The organism is Kitasatospora sp. NPDC098663 (assembly GCF_044760075.1).
Lineage (GTDB): Bacteria > Actinomycetota > Actinomycetes > Streptomycetales > Streptomycetaceae > Kitasatospora.
Window position 1 is genome coordinate 56,917 of the sequence record NZ_JBIWAP010000039.1, and the last position, 18,567, is coordinate 75,483.

Consider the following 18,567-nt stretch of genomic DNA (forward strand, 5'->3'; position numbering starts at 1 on the left):
GGGCCGGACGGGGTGTCCTCGGGAGCGGCGGCGCGGTCGAACGACCGGCTCAGTGGCCGCGGTTGGCGCCGATGGTCTCGGTGATGGCGCGCAGCGACTCCTTGAGCGAGCCCATGGTGGCGAGTACGGCGGTCGGCTCGTAGCCGCAGTGCGCCATGCAGTTGGCGCAGCGCGGGTCCTTGCCGCGGCCGTACTTGCTCCAGTCGGTCTTCTCGACGAGTTCGCGGTAGGTGGGCACGTAGCCGTCGGCCATCAGGTAGCAGGGCCGCTGCCAGCCGAACAGCGAGTAGTTGGGGATGCCCCAGGGGGTGCACTCGAAGTCGGCCTTGCCCTCCAGGAAGTCCAGGAAGAGCGGGCTGTGGTTGAGCCGCCAGCGGCTCCGGTTGCCGCCGGCGAAGGCCTTGCGGAAGAGCTCCCGGGTCTGGTCGACGCCGAGGAAGTGCTCCTGGTCGGGGGCCTTCTCGTAGGCGTAGGCCGGGGAGATCATCATCTCGTCGACCTTGAGCTCGTCGTTGAGGAAGTCCAGCACCTCGACGATGGTCTGCGGGGTGTCGGTGTTGAAGAAGGTGCTGTTGGTGGTGACCCGGAAGCCGCGCCGCTTGGCCTCCTTGATCGCCGCCACCGCCTCGTCGAAGGTGCCCTCCTTGGCCACCGACTCGTCGTGCCGCTCGCGCATGCCGTCGATGTGCACGGCGAAGGTGAAGTACGGCGAGGGCTTGAACTTGTCCATCTTCTTGCGCATCAGCAGCGCGTTGGTGCAGAGGAAGACGTACTTGCGGCGCTCGACGAGCTGGCGGACGATCTCGTCGATCTGCGGGTGCATCAGTGGCTCGCCGCCGGCGATCGAGACCATCGGGGCACCCGACTCCAGGACCGCGCCGACCGCCTGGGCCACCGGCATCCGCTGCTTCAGCACACCCGCCGGGTGCTGGATCTTGCCACAGCCCTCACAGGCGAGGTTGCAGGCGAACAGCGGCTCCAGTTCGACGATCAGTGGGAACTTGTCCCGGCGCTTGAGCAGCTTCTGCTGCATGAGGTAGGTGCCGACCCGCACGGTCTGGCGCAACGGCATGGCCATGGCTAGCTCGCCTCCTGGGGGAGCGTCGAGGATGTGGGGTGGTTCAGGTCCGCGGGGCCGGGCCGGGACTCCTGCCGGTACCAGTCGACCAGGGCGGGTACCGCCGCCCGCAGGGTCCGCCAGGCACGCACCCCGGCCGGGAGGGTTCCGAGCCGCAGCAGTTCGCGCTCGGGGGTGTCCACGACCACCCGCAGGACGGCGGCGGGCAGCGTCGGCCGCCGTTCCCGCAGCGCGGCCAGCACGGCGGCGGCCTCCATGTCGACGGCGAGCGCGCCCTGGAGGTGCAGGGCCCGCCGTTCGAGGCCGCGGACGACGTGGTCGGCGGTGTGGTGCACCCCGGCGTGCGCGGTCAGGCCGAGTTCCTTGAGGGCCCTGGCGAGCTCCGGTCCGGAGTCGACGGGGTACAGGTGCCCCTCCGCGTCGCGGACGCCGTCGGCGACCACGATGTCGCCCGGCAGCACGCCCGGGCCGACCGCGGCGCCGAAGCCGGCCACCACGACCGCGCCGTAGCCGCCGGGGGCGGAGCCGAGCAGCCGGCGGACTGTCAGCGCGGCCCGCCGCCGGCCCATGCCGGTGCGCACCAGCACCGGCGGCCCGCCCGCCGCGCCGCGCCAGTCGCCGCCCCGCAGCGCCCAGACCTCGGGGCCCAGCGCGCAGAGCACCAGCAGCGGTGCGGTGGTCACCGCGCCGCCCCGATCGCCGGGGTGTCGCCGTTCCTGCGGCCGAAGGCGGGGCTGCCGTGCAGGTAGCGGCCGAGCGCGGTGACCGGGAAGACCAGCCGGTACAGGTGGTAGTTGATGGAGAAGTCCCACGGGAAGCCGGTGCCGGTGAACTGCGGCTCGTCCCAGGTGCCCTCCGGCAGTTGGGTGCGCACCAGCCAGTCCACGCCGCGTTCCACCGCCGGGTTGGCCCGGCCGTCCGGGCCCTCGCCGGCCGCGAGCAGCGCCATCAGCGCCCACGCGGTCTGCGAGGCGGTGGAGTCGCCGCGCCCGGCCCAGCGGGCCGGGTCCTCGTAGGAGCGCATGTCCTCGCCCCAGCCGCCGTCGGTGTTCTGCCGGTCCTCCAGCCAGCGGACGGCCCGCCGGATCGCCGGGTGCTCGTCCGGGACGCCGGCCGCGACCAGGGCGGGCAGCACCGAGCCGGTGCCGTAGATGTAGTTGGTGCCCCAGCGGCCGAACCAGGAGCCGTCCGCCTCCTGGTTGTGCAGCAGCCACTCGACGCCGCGCCGGGTGCGCCGGTCGCGGGCCCGGCCGGTCTCGGCGAGCATCTCCACCACGTGGGCGGTGACGTCGGCGGAGGGCGGGTCGACCACCTCGCCGAAGTCGCAGAACGGCAGCTTGTTGGGCAGCGTGCTGGTGTTGTCGACGTCGAAGGCGCCCCAGGCCCCGTTCTTGGACTGCATGCCGAGGTTCCAGAGCACGCCGCGGTCCATCGCCGCATCGACCTTGGCCGGGTCGGGGTGGTCGACCCGGCCCAGCGCGAGCACCACCTCGGCGGTGTCGTCGATGTCGGGGTAGGTGTCGTTCTCGAACTCGAAGGCCCAGCCGCCGGGGGCCAGCGAGGGCCGTTGGACGGACCAGTCGCCGTCCTTGCGGATCTCCTCGCCGAGCATCCAGTCGACGGCCGAGACCAGCGCCGGGTGGTCGGCCGGCAGCCCGGCGTCGACCAGTGCGATGGTGGCCAGGCAGGTGTCCCAGACCGGGGACTGGCAGGCCTCCAGCCAGCGCCGGCCGTCCTCGGTGTGCACGGTGAAGCGGTCGAAGGAGGAGAGTCCGGCCTTCATCACCGGGTGCTCCAGCTCGTAGCCCTCCAGGTGCAGGGCGATCAGCGAGTACACGGCCGGCGGCTGGATGCCGCCCCAGCAGCCGTCGGCCTCCTGCCGTTCGACGATCCAACGGCAGGCCTGCGAGACGGCGAGCCGGCGCAGCGGGCGCAGGGCGCGGTGGTGGTAGGCGTGCAGGACCTTGTCGAGGCGCTCGAAGAGGCCGTCCCAGCTGGTGGCGGGCGCGAGCGGCCGGTCGGGGTAGGGGTGGTCCGGGTCGGTGTGCAGCTCGGTGAGCGGGAAGGGCGCCGGACGGACGGGGCGGTGGGCCGAGACGATGGTCAGCGGGACGATGGTCTGGCGGGCCCAGCAGCCGAAGGCGTAGATGTTCAGCGGCAGCCACTTGGGCAGGAAGATGATCTCTGGCGGCATCTCGGGGAGCCGTTCCCACGGCCACCAGCCGAAGAGCGCGAGCCAGATCCGGGTGAAGACCCGGGCGGCCGCGATGCCCCCGGCGGAGCGGACGTACCGCGCGGCGGCCACCATGTGCGGGGCCTCGGGGTCGTCGCCGGCGAGTTTGAGGGCGACGTACGCCTCGACGGTGGTGGACAGTTCGGCCGGCCCGCCGTGGAAGGTGGCCCAGGTGCCGTCCTCCCGTTGCTGGGACCGGATCCACTCGGCGGTGGCCTTGGTCTGGTCCTCGGTCCGGATCCCGAGGAACTGCCGTAGCAGTAAGTCCTCGGCGTCCATGGTGACGTTGGTCTCCAGGTCGCCCTTCCACCAGCCCTCGGAGCTCTGCAGCGAGAGCAGGTGGGTGGTGGCACGGGCCAGGGCCTCCTGCGCGTCGGCCGCTCCGACGTCCGCCTCACCGGCCGGCCGGAGCTGGTCGGTGTCCTCGGGCTGCCACCGCCCGGCGCCCAGCAGGGTCGGGGGGCGGTCGCCCACCGCGACCGGCTCGGAATCGTACTCAGGGTCGAGCCGGCCGTCCGCGGTTGCTGTCAACGTAACGTCACCTCTCTCGTACCACCACGAATTCGGCGAGTGCGACGAAGTGCTCGCGCACCTCGTCGGACATGGGCACCTCGTCCAGGGCGGCGAGGGCAGTCGTGTGCTGGCGGCGGGCTTCCTCCTGGGTCCAGGCGCGGCCGCCGGCCTCCTCGATCAGCGCGGCCCGGGCGGCGAGCTCGGGCTCGCCCTCCTCGCCGCGGCCCTTCGGGTCGGCCAGCTGCTCGGCGAGCCGGCGCGAGGCCGCGCCGCCCTCGGCCAGCGCGGCGGCGACGGGCAGGGACTTCTTGCGCTGGCGCAGATCGCCCCAGTGCGGCTTGCCGGTGACCTCGGTGGCGCCCCAGATGCCGAGCAGGTCGTCCACCGCCTGGAAGGCCAGGCCCAGGTGGTGGCCGTAACGCTCGAGCGGCTCGGAGACCTTGTCGTCGGCCCCGGCCAGGACGGCGCCGATCGCCGAGGCGGCCGCCAGCAGCGCCGCGGTCTTGCCGCCCTCCATCTCCAGGCACTCGGCGACGGTGACGCTGTCGCGCTGTTCGAAGGCGACGTCCATGGCCTGGCCGTCGATCAGTCGGCGGGTCGCCGTGGTGAGCAGCCGGACGGCACGCGCGGCGTCGGTGGGGCTCGTACCGCCGGGCACCGCGGCGTCGAGCAGCACCTCCGTGCCGAGCGTCGCCAGCGCGTCGCCGGCCAGGATCGCCTGGGCCGAACCGAAGACCGTCCAGGCGGTGGCCCGGTGCCGCCGGGTCTCGTCACCGTCCATCAGATCATCATGGAGCAGGGAGAAGTTGTGCACCAGTTCAACCGCGACCCCGCCCGGCACGCCGACCTCGGCGGCGGCGCCGGTGGCCCGGGCGGAGAGCAGGGCCAGGGCGGGGCGCACGGCCTTGCCGCCGTCGCCCTTGGAGGGGGTGCCGTCCCGGTCGATCCAGCCGAAGTGGTACGCGGCGACGGTGTCCATCGGTGCGGCCAAACGGGCGACGGCGGACCGTAGCGGCGGGGTGCAGAGCGTGCGGCTGCGGGCCAGCAGCTCCGGCACCGAGACCGGTTCGGCGTGCGCCGTGCCTCCGACGGCGATGCCGGTGCGTGACTCCACGTGCGTTCCCTCTCCCTCGTGGTGCCGGACCGCCCGGGGCTGCCGGGTGCTTGCGCTGTCGGTGCGGCTGGTGTCGATGTGGCCGGTGTCGGTGCGGCTCGGATCGGTGCGGCTGGTGCCGGTGTCACCGCTGTCAGTGCCGCCGGTGCGGCCGGTGTCGTTCCCGCCGGTGCGGGCGACGGGAGGCCCGCCGGCTCTGGCGGGGTCCCCGGCGGCGCCCGCCGTCACCGGGGCCACCTCCCGTCGCCCCGGTCCACCGGGAGCCGGCCGCCGGCAGCGGCGAGCGCCGCGTCCGCCGCGGCGTGGCCGCTGCGCACGGCCCCCTCCATGGTCGCGGGCCAGCCGGTGGCCGTCCACGCGCCGGCCAGCAGCAGGCCGGGGACGTCCGTGCGGGCCGACGGGCGCAGCAGCGCGCTGCCGGGCGCCGGGTCGAAGGTGGCGGTGCGCTCACGGGTGACGAAGAAGTCCAGCACCTCGGCCCCGGCGGCGGCCGGGAGCAGCCGGGCCAGCTCCGGCAGGTACCGGCGGCGCAGCTCGGCGACCGGCAGGTCGATCTCGTCCTGGACGGCGGACTGCGAGAGGGCCAGGTACTGGGCGCCGGGGTGGGCCCGGCCGAGCCCGGTGCCGACCAGGCCGGAGTGCGCGGTGCGGTCGAAGACCCACTGCACGGGGGAGCCGAGGGCGGCGAAGAACGGCCGGCGCAGCACCTTGCGGTCGTAGACCACGTGCACGTTGAGGATCGGCGCGGTGCCGAAGTCGGCCAGCCGGTCCTGGCCGGGGAGGGCGTTCGGGGGCAGCAGGGCGGCCGCGCTGTCCTGGGCGCCGGCCAGCACGACGGTCTCGGCGGCGAGCGGCTCCGCGCCGCCTTCCAGATGGACGGCGTGCTGGGGCACGGCCGGCTTGAGCTCCGCGACACGGGCGCGCAGCAGCACCTTCACGCCGGCGCGTTCCAGCTCGGCGAGCGCCCGGTCGTGGTGGATCACGCCGAGCGGGACGGCGGCCGTGCCGATGTCGGAGGCGCCCGGCTCGGAGAGCAGGCCGGTCTTGAAGACCATCGCCGCCAGCGCCAGCGACACCTGGTCGGCGCGGGCGTTCAGGGTGGCGACGCCGACCAGGTCCCAGAGCGCGGCGAGGGTGTTCGCGTTCTGCCCGTTGCGGCGCAGCCACTCGCCGAAGGAGATCTCGTCCAGTGCCGGGTCGGCGAGGTCCAGGCCCTGGAGCGCCAGCGCCCCGCGGACCACCCGGGCGCGGTCGGCCGGCCCGAGGTGCGGGTAGCGGGCGAGGCTGCCGGCCAGGTGCAGCGGGACGGGCAGGCCGGCCCGGCGCAGCCGCCCGAGGGTGCGCACCGGGGCCGCGTCCGGCCCCGAGACGGAGAGCACCGGGACGTCCAGCCGGTCCTGCAGGTGGACCAGCCGGGCGGCGCCGAGCCGCTCCAGCAGGCCGCGGTAGGCGGTGCAGCAGCGCAGGTACACGTGCTGGCCGTTGTCGACGGTCAGCTCGCCGCGCTGGAAGGAGAACGCCAGCCCGCCGAGCCTGGGCCGCCCCTCGACCAGCGTGACCCGGTGGTCGGCCTCGGCCAGCCGCAGCGCGGCGGTGATCCCGGCCAGGCCGCCGCCGACCACCACGGCGGCCGGGCGCGCGGCATCGGCTCGCCCGGTCATCGGCCCTCCCCCTCGCGATTGCTGGACCGCCCTGCGGCGGTCGCTCCGGCCGGCACGCTCGTGACCGGCCCGGTCGTGGTCAACACTGCCCTGCCCGCTTGTGATTCCCCGCTGACACAGCGTGACAGAACTGCGGTGAGAATCAAGAACGCCCCCCGGCGAGCCCGGAAAGCGCGACGTACGCCTTCTCCCAGCCCGGCAGCGAGACCCGGCCGCGCAGGACGGACTCGGGGTCGGCGGCGATCCGGCCGAGCAGCCGGTGGTAGATCCCCGCCATCGCGGCGGTGCAGGCCCGGCTGCGGCGGTCGAGCATCGGCAGCAGCCGCAGGCCCTCCTCGAAGGCGGCCTGGGCGCGGGCGGCCTCGAAGGCCACCAGGCCGGTGAAGTCGGCGCCGACCGGCGGCCTGGGCAGCGCGAAGCCCTGCTCGCAGCCGAACCGGGCCAGGTCCTCGGCGGGCAGGTAGGTGCGGCCGTTCAGGGCGTCCTCGCGCAGGTCGCGCAGGATGTTGGTGAGCTGCAGTGCCAGGCCCAGGGTGTCCGCGTAGCCTGCGCCGCGCTCGGGGTCGTCGCAGCCGTACACGCCGAGCGAGAGCCGGCCGACCGAGCCGGCCACGCAGCGGCAGTAGACCTTCAGCTCCTCGTAGGTCTGGTACTCGGCGCCCTTGAGGTCCATCTCGACGCCGTCGATCAGTTCGTCGAAGCCGCCGAGCGGGATCGGGAAGCGCCGGGCCGCGTCGGCCAGGGCGACCTTGATCGGGTCGGTGTCGTCCTCGGCGACCGCCCCTGCGCGGACCTCGTCCACCAGTTCCCGGGTGCGCACCAGCGCCTCGGCCTTGCGGTCGGACGGGAGGTCCCCGTCGCCGATGTCGTCGACCCGGCGGGCCAGGGCGTACAGGGCCGACATGGCCAGCCGCTTGGGTTCGGGCAGCAACCGGATGCCGTAGCTGAAGTTGCGTGCCTGAAGTCCGGTGACTGCCTCGCAGTACCGGTACGCCGCCATGACCTGGGCCGACGCCAGTGGTGATGCCGCCACTCGGGCGTTCACCTTCCCTTCGCGAAGATGGCCGCCGCCTTCGCTGCGAGGCGGCGCTTGTCCGGCTTCGCCTGCTGCGCGAGCACGTCGTACCCGGCGTCCTCGATGGCCGCCAGGGCCGCGTACCCGCCGGCGGTGAATCCCGCCAGGAGCAGTCGAAGCCTCCCCCGAACCGTACCTACCAATGGCGCGCCGCGGTCGAGCAGGGTGCGGGCCCGCCGCACCTCGAAGGCGATCAGCTCGCGCACCGGGCCGCCGGCGGTGGGGGCGGCGAGGTCCGCCTCGGTGACGCCGAACCGGGCGAGGTCCTCGGCGGGGAGGTAGATCCGCCCGTGGGCGAGGTCCTCGGCGACGTCCTGAAGGTGTTCGACCACCTGGAGGGCGCTGCAGATCGCGTCGGACAGCTCGATCCGCTCGGGGGTGGCGACGCCGGCGATGGCCAGCACCAGGCGGCCGACCGGGTCGGCGGAGAGGGTGCAGTAGCCGATCAGGTCGTCGTAGCCGGCGTAGCGGGTGGTGGTCTGGTCCACCCGGTTGGCCTCGATCAGGCGGCGGAACGGCTCCGGGGTGAGCCCGTGCCGGTCGACCAGCGGGACGAGGCCGCGCAGCAGCGGGTGGCGGGGGCCCTCGGAGGCCCCCGGGTGGAGCGCCGCCTCGAAGACCCGGTCGAGATCGCGCTCCAGTCCGTCCAGCAGTGCGAGGCGGAAGGCGACGTCCTGCGGAGTCGGCGGGCCGGACTGGGCCGAAGGGGTGGCCGGGGGCGCGGCCTCGACCCCGAGCAGGGCGGCGGTGGCGGCCGGATCGGCCAGGTCGCCGTCGCCGGCGTCGTCGACCAGCCGGGCGTAGCCGTAGACGGCCATCAGGTCGTCGCGCCAGGCCGCGGGCAGGAAGAACGGGGCGACCGGGAAGTTCTCCGCGCCCGCCTTGTCCAGGGTCTCCCCCGCGGAGCGGTTCACCGACGTATCTCTGGGCTGGGCCGAAGCCGACACTGCTGTCACTCCCCCGTTCTACACCGCTGGGCATCACCGGCCCGACTCGGACACGCGTCCGAGCGGGGGCGCCACCTCCGGCACACCGCCCCCGCGCATACAGCCTGACACCACGGGGCGCGCCGGAGAAGAGCGCCCCGCCCGGCGCACGGGGGCGCTCACCCCCGCGGCGGCGGGCCACCCGGGGTACCGGCGGGGGCGCACGGACAGGGGGCCGGCCCCGGAATCCCCGGAACCGGCCCCCTGGACGGCCTGCCGCTACGGGCGCTCGCCGCGCTCGTAACGGCCGACGACCTCTTCGGTCGGGCCGTCCATGATCAGCTCGCCGGCCTCGATCCAGATCGTCCGCTCGCAGACCTCGCGGATCGAACTGTTGTCGTGGCTGACCAGGAAGACCGTACCGGCGGACTTGCGCAGTTCGTCGATCCGCTTCTTGCTGCGCTGCTGGAACGCCTGGTCGCCGGTGGCCAGCGCCTCGTCGATCAGCAGCACGTCGTGGGTCTTCGCGGCGGCGATGGCGAAGCGCAGGCGGGCGCCCATGCCGGAGGAGTACGTGCGCATCGGCAGCGAGATGAAGTCGCCCTTCTCGTTGATGCCGGAGAACTCCACGATGTCCTGGTAGCGGCTGCGCACGTCGGCCGGCGCCATGCCCATCGCCAGGCAGCCGAGGATGACGTTGCGCTCACCGGTGAGCTCGTTCATCAGCGCCGCGTTCACGCCCAGCAGCGAGGGCTGGCCGTTGGTGTAGATGCCGCCCTTCTCGGTCGGCAGCAGGCCCGCGATCGCGGCCAGCATGGTCGACTTGCCGGAGCCGTTGGAGCCGATCAGGCCGATCGCCTCGCCCTTGTAGGCGGTGAAGCTGACGCCGCGCACGGCGTGCACCTCGCGCACGCCCGCGGAGCGCTTGCGGCTGATGATGCGGCTCAGCGCCGAGGTGGCGCTGCCCTTGCCGGAGCCGGCGCCGTGCACCCGGTAGACGATGTGCACGTCGTCGACGACGACGGTGGGCTCGCGGGCGACGTCCGCGTCCCGGATGGTGTCCAGCTTGCTCAGTTCGACGTCAGCCACGGCCGTACTCCTCCTCGGCCTTCCAGAAGAAGACGTATCCGATCACGAACATCACGACCGCCCACCCGATGCCGTAGGTCCACTGGTGGAGCGGGAGTTCCTGGTGCTGGGGCTGGTGCTTGTTGTAGATGATCGGCGCGAAGGCGTGCCGCAGCAGGTCCATGTAGACCGAGGCCGGGTTGAGGGCCATCAGCGTCTGGATGTACTTGGGCCACTCGTGGATCTTGTCCTGGATGCTGAACATCACGCCGGACAGGAACATCCAGGCCCGCATCACGAAGGGGATCAGCTGGGAGATGTCGCTGGTCTTGGAGCCGAGCCGCGCCATGACCAGGGCGATGCCCGTGTTGAACATCATCTGGAGCACCAGGGCCGGGATGATCAGCAGCCAGGTCCGGCCCGGCTTGATGCCGCTGACCAGCACGGTGCCGACCAGCACCACCATCGAGATCAGCAGCTGCTGGAGCTGGATCACGGTGAACGCGATCGGCAGCGAGGCCCGGGGGAAGTGCAGCGCGCGGATCAGCCCGAGGTTGTCGGCGATCGCCCGGGTACCGGACTGCACCGCGTTCTGGGTGAACTGGAAGACGAAGACACCGATGCAGAGCCAGGCGATGTAGGTGTCCGGCGGGAAGTTGTCCTTGCTCTTCAGGATCACACCGAAGACCAGGTAGAACACCGCGCAGTTCAGCAGCGGCGTCACGACCTGCCACAGCTGGCCGAGCTTGGCGTCGGTGTACTGGGCCACCAGGCGGGCGGTGGCGAAGGCCCAGATGAAGTGGCGCCGGGCCCAGAGCTGCTTGGTGTAGGAGACCAGGCCGGGCCGCTTGCCGCTCACGGCCAGGCCGTACTTGTCCGCAAGCTGCTTGGGGGTCAGGCCCGCGTCCACCCCCCTGGGGGATGAGAGGCTGACGGGTTCACTCACTGTCGACACATTCGTCCTTCACGCGGGATCGGTCGGGGCGGCCGGTCGACGGGGGTCCGCCGGCCTTGCGCCGATGGGGATCCACTGGATCACGGGGAGAGTCCGGCCGGTGTGTGGTCACCGGCCGCAGCGATCGATCATTCGATCAGATGACCGGTGGCCGGCCCAGCCTGGTCAATCGCCAAACGGTACGCCATCGCATGGGCCGCCGCGGACCGCAGGGTTCGCGCCAGCCCGCCCGGAACCCGCCCCACCAGGCCTTCAGCGCCTCCGAGGAGGGGCGGCGGGCCAGGGTCAGCAGGAACCAGGTTCCCAGATAGAGAGGCACCAACAGGGCCGGAAGGTTCCGTCTCGCGAGCCAAACCCTGTTACGGGCGATGTTGTGGAAGTAGGTGGCGTGCCGGGCGGGCGAGGTCGTCGGGTGGTGCAGCACCACGTCCGCGCGGTAGTCGATGGCCCAGCCGGCGTCCGCAGCGCGCCACGCGAGGTCGGTCTCCTCGTGGGCGTAGAAGAACTCCGCGGGCAGCTGCCCGGCCTGCTCGAACACCGCGCAGCGCACGGCGGTCGCGCCGCCCAGGAAGGTGGTCACCCGGGACGAGCGCAGCGGGTCGCTGGCGCGCAGCCGGGGGACGTGCCGGCGCTGGGTCACGCCGGTGTCGGGGTCGGCGATCCGGAAGGCCACGATGCCCAGCTCCGGGTCGGCGGTGAAGGCCTCGCGCAGCAGGCGGGCCGAGTCGGTGCGCGGCAGGTGCCCGTCGTCGTCCAGGAAGAGGACGGCGTCCACGTCCCGGCCGTCGCGGCCGAACAGCTCGATGCCGACGTTGCGCCCGCCCGGGATGCCGAGGTTCTCCGGCAGCTCGACGCTACGCACACCCTCCGGCAGCGGCGGCAGCTCGGCGCCCTGGCCCACCACGGCCAGCTCGACCGCCGCGCCCTCCTGGGCGCGCACCGATTCGATCAGGGCGGCCAGTTCCTCGGGGCGGTTGCCCATGGTGATGATGACGGCTCCGAGGCGGAAGCTCTCCGCGCTGGTCGGGGCGCTCATCGCAGCCTGCTGGAGAGGACGATGCTCAGCAGGTGCAGCACGGTCTGCAGCATGGCGATCGCCGCCAGCGCCACCACCGCGATCCGGGTGAAGAACAGACCGCCGTGGACGGCGTCGGCGATCCCGGCCGCGAGGATCAGCAGCGAGGCCTCGACCGCGCCGACCAGGCGGTGGAACTTCAGGAAGGAGGCCGCCCGGCGGGCCTTGGCCACCGAGGACGAGCGCGGCACCGAGGCGCTGTCCTCGACCGCCGTCAGGCCGCTGCGGGCCCGGGCCACGTCCACCAGGTCCGTCTCGGACTTGATCAGGATCGCGCCGAGCGCGGCCAGCGTGCCCAGGAACGCCCACTCCCAGTGCGAGCCGCCGCCCTCGCGGTGCAGCAGGTCGGTGGCGCGCAGGCCCAGCCCGGTGAGCAGGGCAGCCTCGGACATGTAGTGGCCGACCCGGTCCAGGTAGACGCCGGTGAGCGAGGTCTGCCGACGCCAGCGGGCCACCTCGCCGTCCACGCAGTCCAGCAGCAGGTAGACCTGGATCAGCAGGGCCCCCAGGACCGCGCCCGCGATGCCCGGCACGACCAGCGCGGCGCCGGCCAGGACGCCGGTGAACATCATCAGGTACGTCAGGCCGTTCGGCGTGATCGCCGTCACGGTGGAGAGCACGCGGGTGATCCGCAGCGAGATCCGCCGCATGTACAGGCGCCCGGCCCAGTGCTCGGCGCTGCGGCGCTGGAGCATGCCCTCCGGGTGGATCACCGCGCGCAGTTCCTCGATCGAGGGCCGGCGGGTCAGGTCCACCGGGGGCCGCTCGGCGCCCGCGGTGGAGGGGTCAGCTGTTGACGGCTTGGACATAGTCGGCGTACGCGTCCCTGATTGCTGAGGGGGAGAGGTCGAGGTGCTCAAGGATGGTGAAGCGCCCCGGGCGGGTGTTCGGAGCGTAGTGCACCGCGTCGGTGAACTCCGCCTCGGTGAAGCCGATCTGAGCTGCGGTCACCGGCAGCCCGTGGCTCGCCAGGCGTTCCACGATCAGACCGGTCAGCTCGCGCTCGCCCCGCAGGAAGCTGGCGAACGCGGCGCCGAGGCCGACCTGTTCGCCGTGCTGGGCGGAACGCTTGGGGTACAGCACGTCCAGGGCATGCGAGATCTCGTGGCAGGCGCCCGAGGAAGGCCGGGTGCTGCCCGCGATGTTCATCGCGATGCCGGACAGTACCAGGGCTTCCGCGAGGGCCGTGAGGAGGTCCTGATCCTGAGTGTTACCTGGGTGCCGCAGCAGGTTCTCGCCGGCCGAGCGGGCCATCGCCACGGCCAGTCCGTCCACCGGCTCGCCGGTGACCGCGTGCGACAACTCCCAGTCCGCGCAGGCGGAGATGTTGGAGACCACGTCGCCGATGCCGGCCGCCACGAAGCGCGGCGGGGCCTGCCGGATCACGTCCAGGTCGACGATGATGCCGATCGGGCTGGGCACCCCGTAGGAGCCGCGGCCGGCGTCGTTGTCGAGCGTGGAGACCGGCGAGCAGATGCCGTCGTGGGCCAGGTTGGTGGCGACCGCGACCAGCGGCAGGCCGACCCGGGCGGCGGCGTACTTGGCGGCGTCGATGATCTTGCCACCGCCGAGGCCGACCATCGCGTCGTAGTGCCCGCCGCGCACCGACTCGGCCAGGCGCACCGCGCTGTCCAGGCTGCCGTCGTCCACGTTGTACCAGTCGGCGCCGGGCAGGGCCGGCTCCAGGCGCCGGCGCATCGCCGCGCCCGAGCCGTTGCTGATCGCCACCGCGATCCGGCCCGAGGCGGACAGCCGCTGGTCGGCGAGGATGCCGCCGAGCGCGTCCAGCGCGCCCGGGCGGACCTCGACGAACAGCGGCGACGGAACCAGCCGGGTCAGTACTGGCACGCGATCTCCCGCGCCTTCGCCAGGTCGTCGTGGTTGTCGACCTCGACCCAGGAGACCTCGCCGATCGGCTGCACGTCGATCCGCAGGCCGCGGTTGACCATCTCCTGGTAGCCGTCCTCGTAGTACAGCTGCGGGTCGCGCTCGTAGGTGGCGCGCAGCGCGTCCGTCAGGTCGACGGCGGCGGCGGGGTTGATCACGGTGACGCCGATGTACTCGCCGGTGGCCTCGGTCGGGTCCATCAGCTTGGTGATGCGGCGCATGCCGGCGGCCGGGTCGACGACGACCTTCATCTCCTCGTCGGCGAGCTTCTTCACCGTGTCGAGGGCCAGCAGGATGCCGGGGGCGGTGCCGGCCTCGACGAGGCGCTGGTTGCCCTCCAGCATGGTGCGCTGCACGGACGCCGGGTGCACGGTGTCGCCGTTGGCCAGCAGCAGGCCCTCGGCGAAGAGCTCGCGGGCGCACCAGAGCGAGTACGCGTTGTTCCACTCCTCGGCCTTGTCGTTCTCGACCAGGTGGAGCTTGACGCCGTACTTGCTCTCCAGGGCGTCCTTGCGGTCGTACACCGCCTCCTTGCGGTAGCCGACGACGATCGCGGCATCGCGGATGCCGACCTCGGCGAAGTTGCCGAGGGTGAGGTCCAGCACGGTCCGCTCCCCGTCGACCGGCACCAGCGCCTTGGGCAGGGTGTCGGTGTACGGGCGCAGCCGGCGGCCGGCGCCGGCTGCCAGAACGAGGCCGATCATGCGGGGTCTCCTGATCCGTCGTGCGGTGCGCGGGGCGGTGCGCGCGGGGTGCCGGGGCACCGGCTTTCCGTCCGGCCGGGCCGCGAATCGGCGCGCCGGTGCCGCCGCGAGTGCGGGCACCGTGCCGTAAGCGATGGTAGGCGACCCGGGCGGCCGGCCCGAACGCGGCCGGGGGCTGCGAGGTGACGGGAGGGTGGCGATGCGGTGATCGAACGCGAGGACGAGGCGGTGATCGAACGCGATGGGAACGGATACCGAACGGCCCTGCTATTCCGATGACCCTTCCGGGAACGTATCGGGCCCATCTCTGCCCGGAATCGACCTGTCGATGGTCATGATCCGCCCGGTTGTGCGTGGGACCCGTACCCACCGCCACCCATACGGCAGACTGGAGCCCGACGCCGGCGCCGGTGCCCCCGCTGCGTCCGCTGCACCCGGTGTACCGGACGTACCCCGATGCTTCCGTTGCTCCCCCCTCCCGAAAGAGGCCCCATGCCCCAGAGCCTGCCGACCAACCCGACACACTTCGACTCCGAGATCGACACCGGTCTCGACGTCGAGACGGACGTGACGGTCGCCCCGGGGGCCTCGACCGGGACCGCCGGCGCCGGTCCCGAGATCCTGCTGGAACTGGTCGACGACGAGGGCGTCACCACCGGCACCGCCGAGAAGCTCTGGGCGCACCAGCAGCCCGGCCGGCTGCACCGCGCGTTCTCGGTCTTCCTCTTCGACCGCCAGGGGCGGCTGCTGCTCCAGCGGCGGGCGCTCGGCAAGTACCACTCCCCCGGCGTCTGGTCGAACACCTGCTGCGGCCACCCGTACCCGGACGAGCCGCCGTTCGTCGCCGCCGCCCGCCGCACCGCCGAGGAGCTCGGCATCGCGCCGGCGCTGCTCTGCGAGGCGGGCACGGTCCGCTACGACCTGCCGGACGAGGCCTCCGGGCTGATCGAGCGGGAGTGGAACCACCTGTTCGTCGGGCTGGTGACCGCGCCCGTCGAGCCCAACCCCGACGAGGTGGACGACTACGCCTTCGTGACCGCGCAGGAACTGCGGGAACTGCGCGCCGAGCGGCCGTTCTCGGTGTGGTTCGAGACGGTCTTCGAGGCCGCGCTGCCGGGGATCCGCGAGATCGCCGGACGGGACTGGTAGACGGGCGGGACCGGCGAGCGGGCCCGCGGCGCTCAGTCGTCGGCCTCCGGGGGAACGGGCAGCGAGGCCCAGATGACCTTGCCGCCCTCCCCCGTCCGCTCCACGTCGCACACCCCGCCGGCCTGCAACGTCACGCTCTTCACCAGCAGCAGGCCGCGGCCACCGGTCCGCCCGGTGTCGCTCTCCAGCGCCTTCGGCCGGTACGGGTCACCGTCCTCGACCGACACCCGAACCCAGCCCCGGCGCACCGCCAACTCGGTCGTCACCTCCGGCGACAGCTTCGCCGCGTGCGTCACCGCGTTGCCGACCAGCTCCGAGACGATCAGCAGCACGTCGTCCACCAGCTCCTGGTAGCGCACCCCGGCCATCCCCTGGGCCAGCAGGCGGTCACGGACCGCGTGCCGGGTCAGCGGCACCGAGGCCTCCTCGGCCGGCACCGGGAAGCGCCACACGCCCTCGACCGGTCCGGCGGGTGCGCGTTCCGGCCCGGTGCGTCTCGGCTCGGCGGGTGCGCGCTCCGGCCCGGCGCGTCTCGGCTCGGCCTTCGCCGCCCCGCTGATCTGCTCCACGTCCAGCCGCCCTTCGTCCGCGACCCGGGAGTGTCCGCGACCCGGGAATCAGGCGTTCCGCTCATGGCGCCCTCGATCCACAGAGGCTAGGAGAGGCACCGGCGGGACCGCGGCACCGTCGACAAGTTGCCCGTGTCGGACCGCTTCCGGCCGGAACGGACCGCGGCCGCCGCCGGGGTCGACCGTTTCCTTCGCGCTCGCCACCGCTTCGGCCGGGGTTCGCGCACCGTGGCGACCCATCCCAGCCAGCCCGACCACCCCTGCCGACCCGGACGTCCCCCCACCCGGGGAAACGCAGGTGAGAAGCACTCCAGAACCCTGGTAATGTTCTCTCTGTCGCCGAGGGGGCGAGAAAAACCCCGAAGCACACACCCCGTCCGGGTGGCGGAATGGCAGACGCGCTAGCTTGAGGTGCTAGTGCCCTTTATCGGGCGTGGGGGTTCAAGTCCCCCCTCGGACACAACCGAATTCCCCGTGGGATCCGAAAGGAACCCGCGGGGAATTTCTTTTTCCCGGCGCGCCGCCGCCGCCGTCCACGGGTTCTCGCGGGTTCTCCCCGCGGACCGGGTGGCCGCTGCGGCGGTCGCGACCCCCGCAACCACTGTGACCCGGGTGACTTCTGCGCCTGCCGTGACCCGGAAAGCGGACACGAGATGGCAACGATCGGACAGTTTGAGCTTCCCTTGAGGTATTCGCCCCTTTTGGCCCCATAGGCTGTCTCCGTTTGTCCGGAAACCAGCATAAAAACCACGACACCACCCGATGAAACCCCGAGCGAGAGGACCGATACGTTGAGTGAGCCAGAGTCTCCGACGGCATCACATCAGAACTACCGGCGATCGCTCGGCACCATCAGCCTGACCGCCGTGGGGCTCGGGTCCATCATCGGATCCGGGTGGCTGTTCGGCGCCGAGCGCGCCGCCCGGCTGGCCGGCCCCGCGTCGATCCTGGCCTGGGTGATCGGGGCCGCGGTGGCACTGACCATCGCGCTCACCTACAGCGAGCTCGGGTCGATGTTCCCCAAGGCCGGCGGCATGGTCCGGTACGGCCAGTACTCGCACGGCTCGCTGGCCGGCTACCTCGCCGCCTGGGCCAACTGGATCGCCATCGTCTCGGTCATCCCCGGCGAGGCCACCGCCTCCGTCCAGTACATGAGCTCCTGGCACTTCGACTGGGCACAGGGGCTGTACAACGGCAAGGAACTCACCCTGAGCGGGGTGGCACTGGCCAGCGTGCTGCTGGTCGGCTACTTCATCCTCAACTGGTTCGCCATCACGATGTTCGCCAAGACCAACACGGCGATCACCGTCTTCAAGGTCATCGTCCCGACCCTGACCGCCGGCGCGCTGCTGTTCGCCCACTTCGACACCGCCCACTTCACCGACCACGGCGGCTTCGCGCCGAACGGCTGGAGCGCCGTGTTCACCGCCGTCGCGGTGTCCGGCATCGTCTGGGCCTTCAACGGCTTCCAGTCCCCGCTCAACCTGGCCGGCGAGGCCCGCAACCCCGGCAAGTCGCTGCCCAAGGCCGTCATCGGCTCGATCCTGATCGCCCTGGTGATCTACGTCGCGCTGCAGATCGCCTTCCTCGGTGCCATCCCGGCCGCCGACCTGTCGCACGGCTGGAGCAACCTCGCCTACACCTCGCCGCTCGCCGACCTCGCGATGGTCTGGGGCCTCAACTGGCTCGCCCTGCTGCTGTACGCGGACGCCTTCGTCTCCCCCAGCGGCACCGGCATGATCTACGCCGCCACCACCTCGCGCATGATCCACGGCGTGCAGGAGAACGGCCACCTGCCGAAGATCTTCGGCAAGGTCGACGCCAAGACCGGCATCCCGCGCCCGGCCCTGGTGCTCAACCTGGTGGTCGCCTTCCTGTTCCTCGCGGTCTTCCGCGGCTGGGGCTCGCTGGCCGAGATCGTCTCGGTCGCCACCGTGATCTCGTACGTCACCGGCCCGGTCGCCGTGATGGCGCTGCGCCGCCTGGCGCCGGACCTGCCCCGGCCGGTCCGGCTGCGGGCCATGCCGGTCATCGCCCCCGTGGCGATGGTGTTCGGCTCGCTGGTCCTGTACTGGGCCCGCTGGCCGCTCACCGGCAAGGTCATCCTGCTGATGGCCGCCGGTCTGCCGATCTGGGCCTGGTACGAGCTGCGCAAGCCGTGGGCCGAGCTGAAGCCGCACCTGAAGGCGGGCGCCTGGATGGTCGCGTACCTGTTCGTGATGGCCGGCGTCTCCTGGGCCGGCAGCACCGACTTCGGCGGCCAGGGCTACCTGCCCGAGGGCTGGGACCTGCTGGTCGTCGCGGCCATCGCGCTGGCCTTCTACCGCTGGGGCGTCGCCAGCGCCTGGGCCAACCCGTCCCTGGCCGCCGTCCGGCGCGAGCTGGCCGAGGAGGCCGCGGCCGGCGAGGGCGCCGACGGCTCTGCGGGCTCCGGTCAGGAGCCGCGGGAGGCCTCGCGGGCCTGAGGAAGCGTGCAACGGTGAAGGGCCGGTCGAGTTCGTCGACCGGCCCTTCGGCGTTGGCGGGGCCGGGATGGGACGGGACAGGACGGGGTGCCGCC

Annotated in this window: 16 protein-coding genes and 1 tRNA gene; 3 read left to right on the forward strand and 14 right to left on the reverse strand. The window is 72.5% G+C overall.

Annotated features, from left to right (window positions below; genetic code table 11):
- Window positions 1–49: 49 nt before the first annotated feature.
- From hpnH to ACIQVZ_RS32505, 13 genes are all read right to left on the reverse strand, one after another.
- Window positions 50–1,078 carry an adenosyl-hopene transferase HpnH gene (gene hpnH / locus ACIQVZ_RS32445; protein ID WP_350875557.1) on the reverse strand — a complete coding sequence of 343 codons (1,029 nt, stop codon included), beginning with the start codon at window positions 1,076–1,078 and terminating at the stop codon, window positions 50–52.
- A gap of 2 nt (window positions 1,079–1,080) precedes the next feature.
- Window positions 1,081–1,761: a 1-hydroxy-2-methyl-2-butenyl 4-diphosphate reductase gene (locus ACIQVZ_RS32450; protein ID WP_350875555.1), complete on the reverse strand. Its 681-nt coding sequence runs from the start codon at window positions 1,759–1,761 to the stop codon at window positions 1,081–1,083.
- Window positions 1,758–3,842 (reverse strand): squalene--hopene cyclase, encoded by a 2,085-nt coding sequence (shc, locus tag ACIQVZ_RS32455; RefSeq protein WP_350875553.1) that lies wholly within the window; start codon window positions 3,840–3,842, stop codon window positions 1,758–1,760. The genes ACIQVZ_RS32450 and shc overlap by 4 nt, the downstream gene beginning before the upstream one ends.
- Before the next feature lie 7 nt (window positions 3,843–3,849).
- Complete coding sequence (locus ACIQVZ_RS32460) at window positions 3,850–4,938, reverse strand: polyprenyl synthetase family protein (protein WP_402454941.1); 1,089 nt, start codon at window positions 4,936–4,938, stop codon at window positions 3,850–3,852.
- A 224-nt stretch (window positions 4,939–5,162) separates the two neighbouring features.
- Window positions 5,163–6,599 carry a hydroxysqualene dehydroxylase HpnE gene (gene hpnE / locus ACIQVZ_RS32465; protein ID WP_402454908.1) on the reverse strand — a complete coding sequence of 479 codons (1,437 nt, stop codon included), beginning with the start codon at window positions 6,597–6,599 and terminating at the stop codon, window positions 5,163–5,165.
- A gap of 142 nt (window positions 6,600–6,741) precedes the next feature.
- Window positions 6,742–7,599, reverse strand: coding sequence for a presqualene diphosphate synthase HpnD (gene hpnD / locus ACIQVZ_RS32470; protein WP_350875695.1), 858 nt, complete (start codon window positions 7,597–7,599; stop codon window positions 6,742–6,744).
- A gap of 41 nt (window positions 7,600–7,640) precedes the next feature.
- The gene (gene hpnC / locus ACIQVZ_RS32475; protein ID WP_402454942.1) at window positions 7,641–8,621 is read right to left on the reverse strand and encodes a squalene synthase HpnC; all 981 of its coding nucleotides are present in this window, start codon (window positions 8,619–8,621) and stop codon (window positions 7,641–7,643) included.
- A 258-nt stretch (window positions 8,622–8,879) separates the two neighbouring features.
- Window positions 8,880–9,689, reverse strand: coding sequence for an ABC transporter ATP-binding protein (locus ACIQVZ_RS32480; RefSeq protein WP_350875547.1), 810 nt, complete (start codon window positions 9,687–9,689; stop codon window positions 8,880–8,882).
- Window positions 9,682–10,623, reverse strand: coding sequence for an ABC transporter permease (locus ACIQVZ_RS32485; RefSeq protein ID WP_387814480.1), 942 nt, complete (start codon window positions 10,621–10,623; stop codon window positions 9,682–9,684). The genes ACIQVZ_RS32480 and ACIQVZ_RS32485 overlap by 8 nt, the downstream gene beginning before the upstream one ends.
- 136 nt (window positions 10,624–10,759) lie before the next feature.
- Window positions 10,760–11,659: a glycosyltransferase gene (locus ACIQVZ_RS32490; protein WP_350875543.1), complete on the reverse strand. Its 900-nt coding sequence runs from the start codon at window positions 11,657–11,659 to the stop codon at window positions 10,760–10,762.
- Window positions 11,656–12,393: a CDP-alcohol phosphatidyltransferase family protein gene (locus ACIQVZ_RS32495; protein WP_363617027.1), complete on the reverse strand. Its 738-nt coding sequence runs from the start codon at window positions 12,391–12,393 to the stop codon at window positions 11,656–11,658. The genes ACIQVZ_RS32490 and ACIQVZ_RS32495 overlap by 4 nt, the downstream gene beginning before the upstream one ends.
- 91 nt (window positions 12,394–12,484) lie before the next feature.
- Window positions 12,485–13,546 carry an iron-containing alcohol dehydrogenase family protein gene (locus ACIQVZ_RS32500; RefSeq protein ID WP_063350092.1) on the reverse strand — a complete coding sequence of 354 codons (1,062 nt, stop codon included), beginning with the start codon at window positions 13,544–13,546 and terminating at the stop codon, window positions 12,485–12,487.
- Complete coding sequence (locus ACIQVZ_RS32505; RefSeq protein ID WP_350875541.1) at window positions 13,534–14,289, reverse strand: phosphocholine cytidylyltransferase family protein; 756 nt, start codon at window positions 14,287–14,289, stop codon at window positions 13,534–13,536. Before ACIQVZ_RS32505 ends, ACIQVZ_RS32500 begins: the two co-directional genes overlap by 13 nt.
- Window positions 14,290–14,781: 492 nt before the next feature.
- Here ACIQVZ_RS32505 and idi point away from each other — a divergent pair, with 492 nt between their 5' ends.
- On the forward strand, window positions 14,782–15,438 hold the full coding sequence (gene idi, locus ACIQVZ_RS32510; protein WP_350875539.1) for an isopentenyl-diphosphate Delta-isomerase: 657 nt from the start codon (window positions 14,782–14,784) through the stop codon (window positions 15,436–15,438).
- A gap of 32 nt (window positions 15,439–15,470) precedes the next feature.
- On the opposite strand, the gene ACIQVZ_RS32515 is transcribed toward idi, so the two are convergent.
- Window positions 15,471–15,998: an ATP-binding protein gene (locus tag ACIQVZ_RS32515; protein ID WP_402454944.1), complete on the reverse strand. Its 528-nt coding sequence runs from the start codon at window positions 15,996–15,998 to the stop codon at window positions 15,471–15,473.
- Between the two features lie 384 nt (window positions 15,999–16,382).
- Between ACIQVZ_RS32515 and ACIQVZ_RS32520 the strand changes: the two genes are divergently transcribed.
- Both ACIQVZ_RS32520 and ACIQVZ_RS32525 read left to right on the forward strand, forming a co-directional pair.
- A tRNA-Leu gene (locus ACIQVZ_RS32520) sits at window positions 16,383–16,467 on the forward strand.
- Between the two features lie 331 nt (window positions 16,468–16,798).
- On the forward strand, window positions 16,799–18,472 hold the full coding sequence (locus tag ACIQVZ_RS32525) for an APC family permease (RefSeq protein ID WP_402454911.1): 1,674 nt from the start codon (window positions 16,799–16,801) through the stop codon (window positions 18,470–18,472).
- Window positions 18,473–18,567: the final 95 nt, after the last annotated feature.

Excerpts from the sequence above, each read along its gene's own strand:
- hpnD (WP_350875695.1), bottom strand. The coding sequence starts at position 7,599 with ATGGCGGCGTACCGGTACTGCGAGGCAGTCACCGGACTTCAGGCACGC.
- ACIQVZ_RS32495 (WP_363617027.1), bottom strand. The coding sequence starts at position 12,393 with ATGCTCCAGCGCCGCAGCGCCGAGCACTGGGCCGGGCGCCTGTACATG.
- hpnE (WP_402454908.1), bottom strand. The coding sequence starts at position 6,599 with ATGACCGGGCGAGCCGATGCCGCGCGCCCGGCCGCCGTGGTGGTCGGC.
- ACIQVZ_RS32505 (WP_350875541.1), bottom strand. The coding sequence starts at position 14,289 with ATGATCGGCCTCGTTCTGGCAGCCGGCGCCGGCCGCCGGCTGCGCCCG.
- ACIQVZ_RS32490 (WP_350875543.1), bottom strand. The coding sequence starts at position 11,659 with ATGAGCGCCCCGACCAGCGCGGAGAGCTTCCGCCTCGGAGCCGTCATC.
- idi (WP_350875539.1), top strand. The coding sequence starts at position 14,782 with ATGCCCCAGAGCCTGCCGACCAACCCGACACACTTCGACTCCGAGATC.
- hpnH (WP_350875557.1), bottom strand. The coding sequence starts at position 1,078 with ATGGCCATGCCGTTGCGCCAGACCGTGCGGGTCGGCACCTACCTCATG.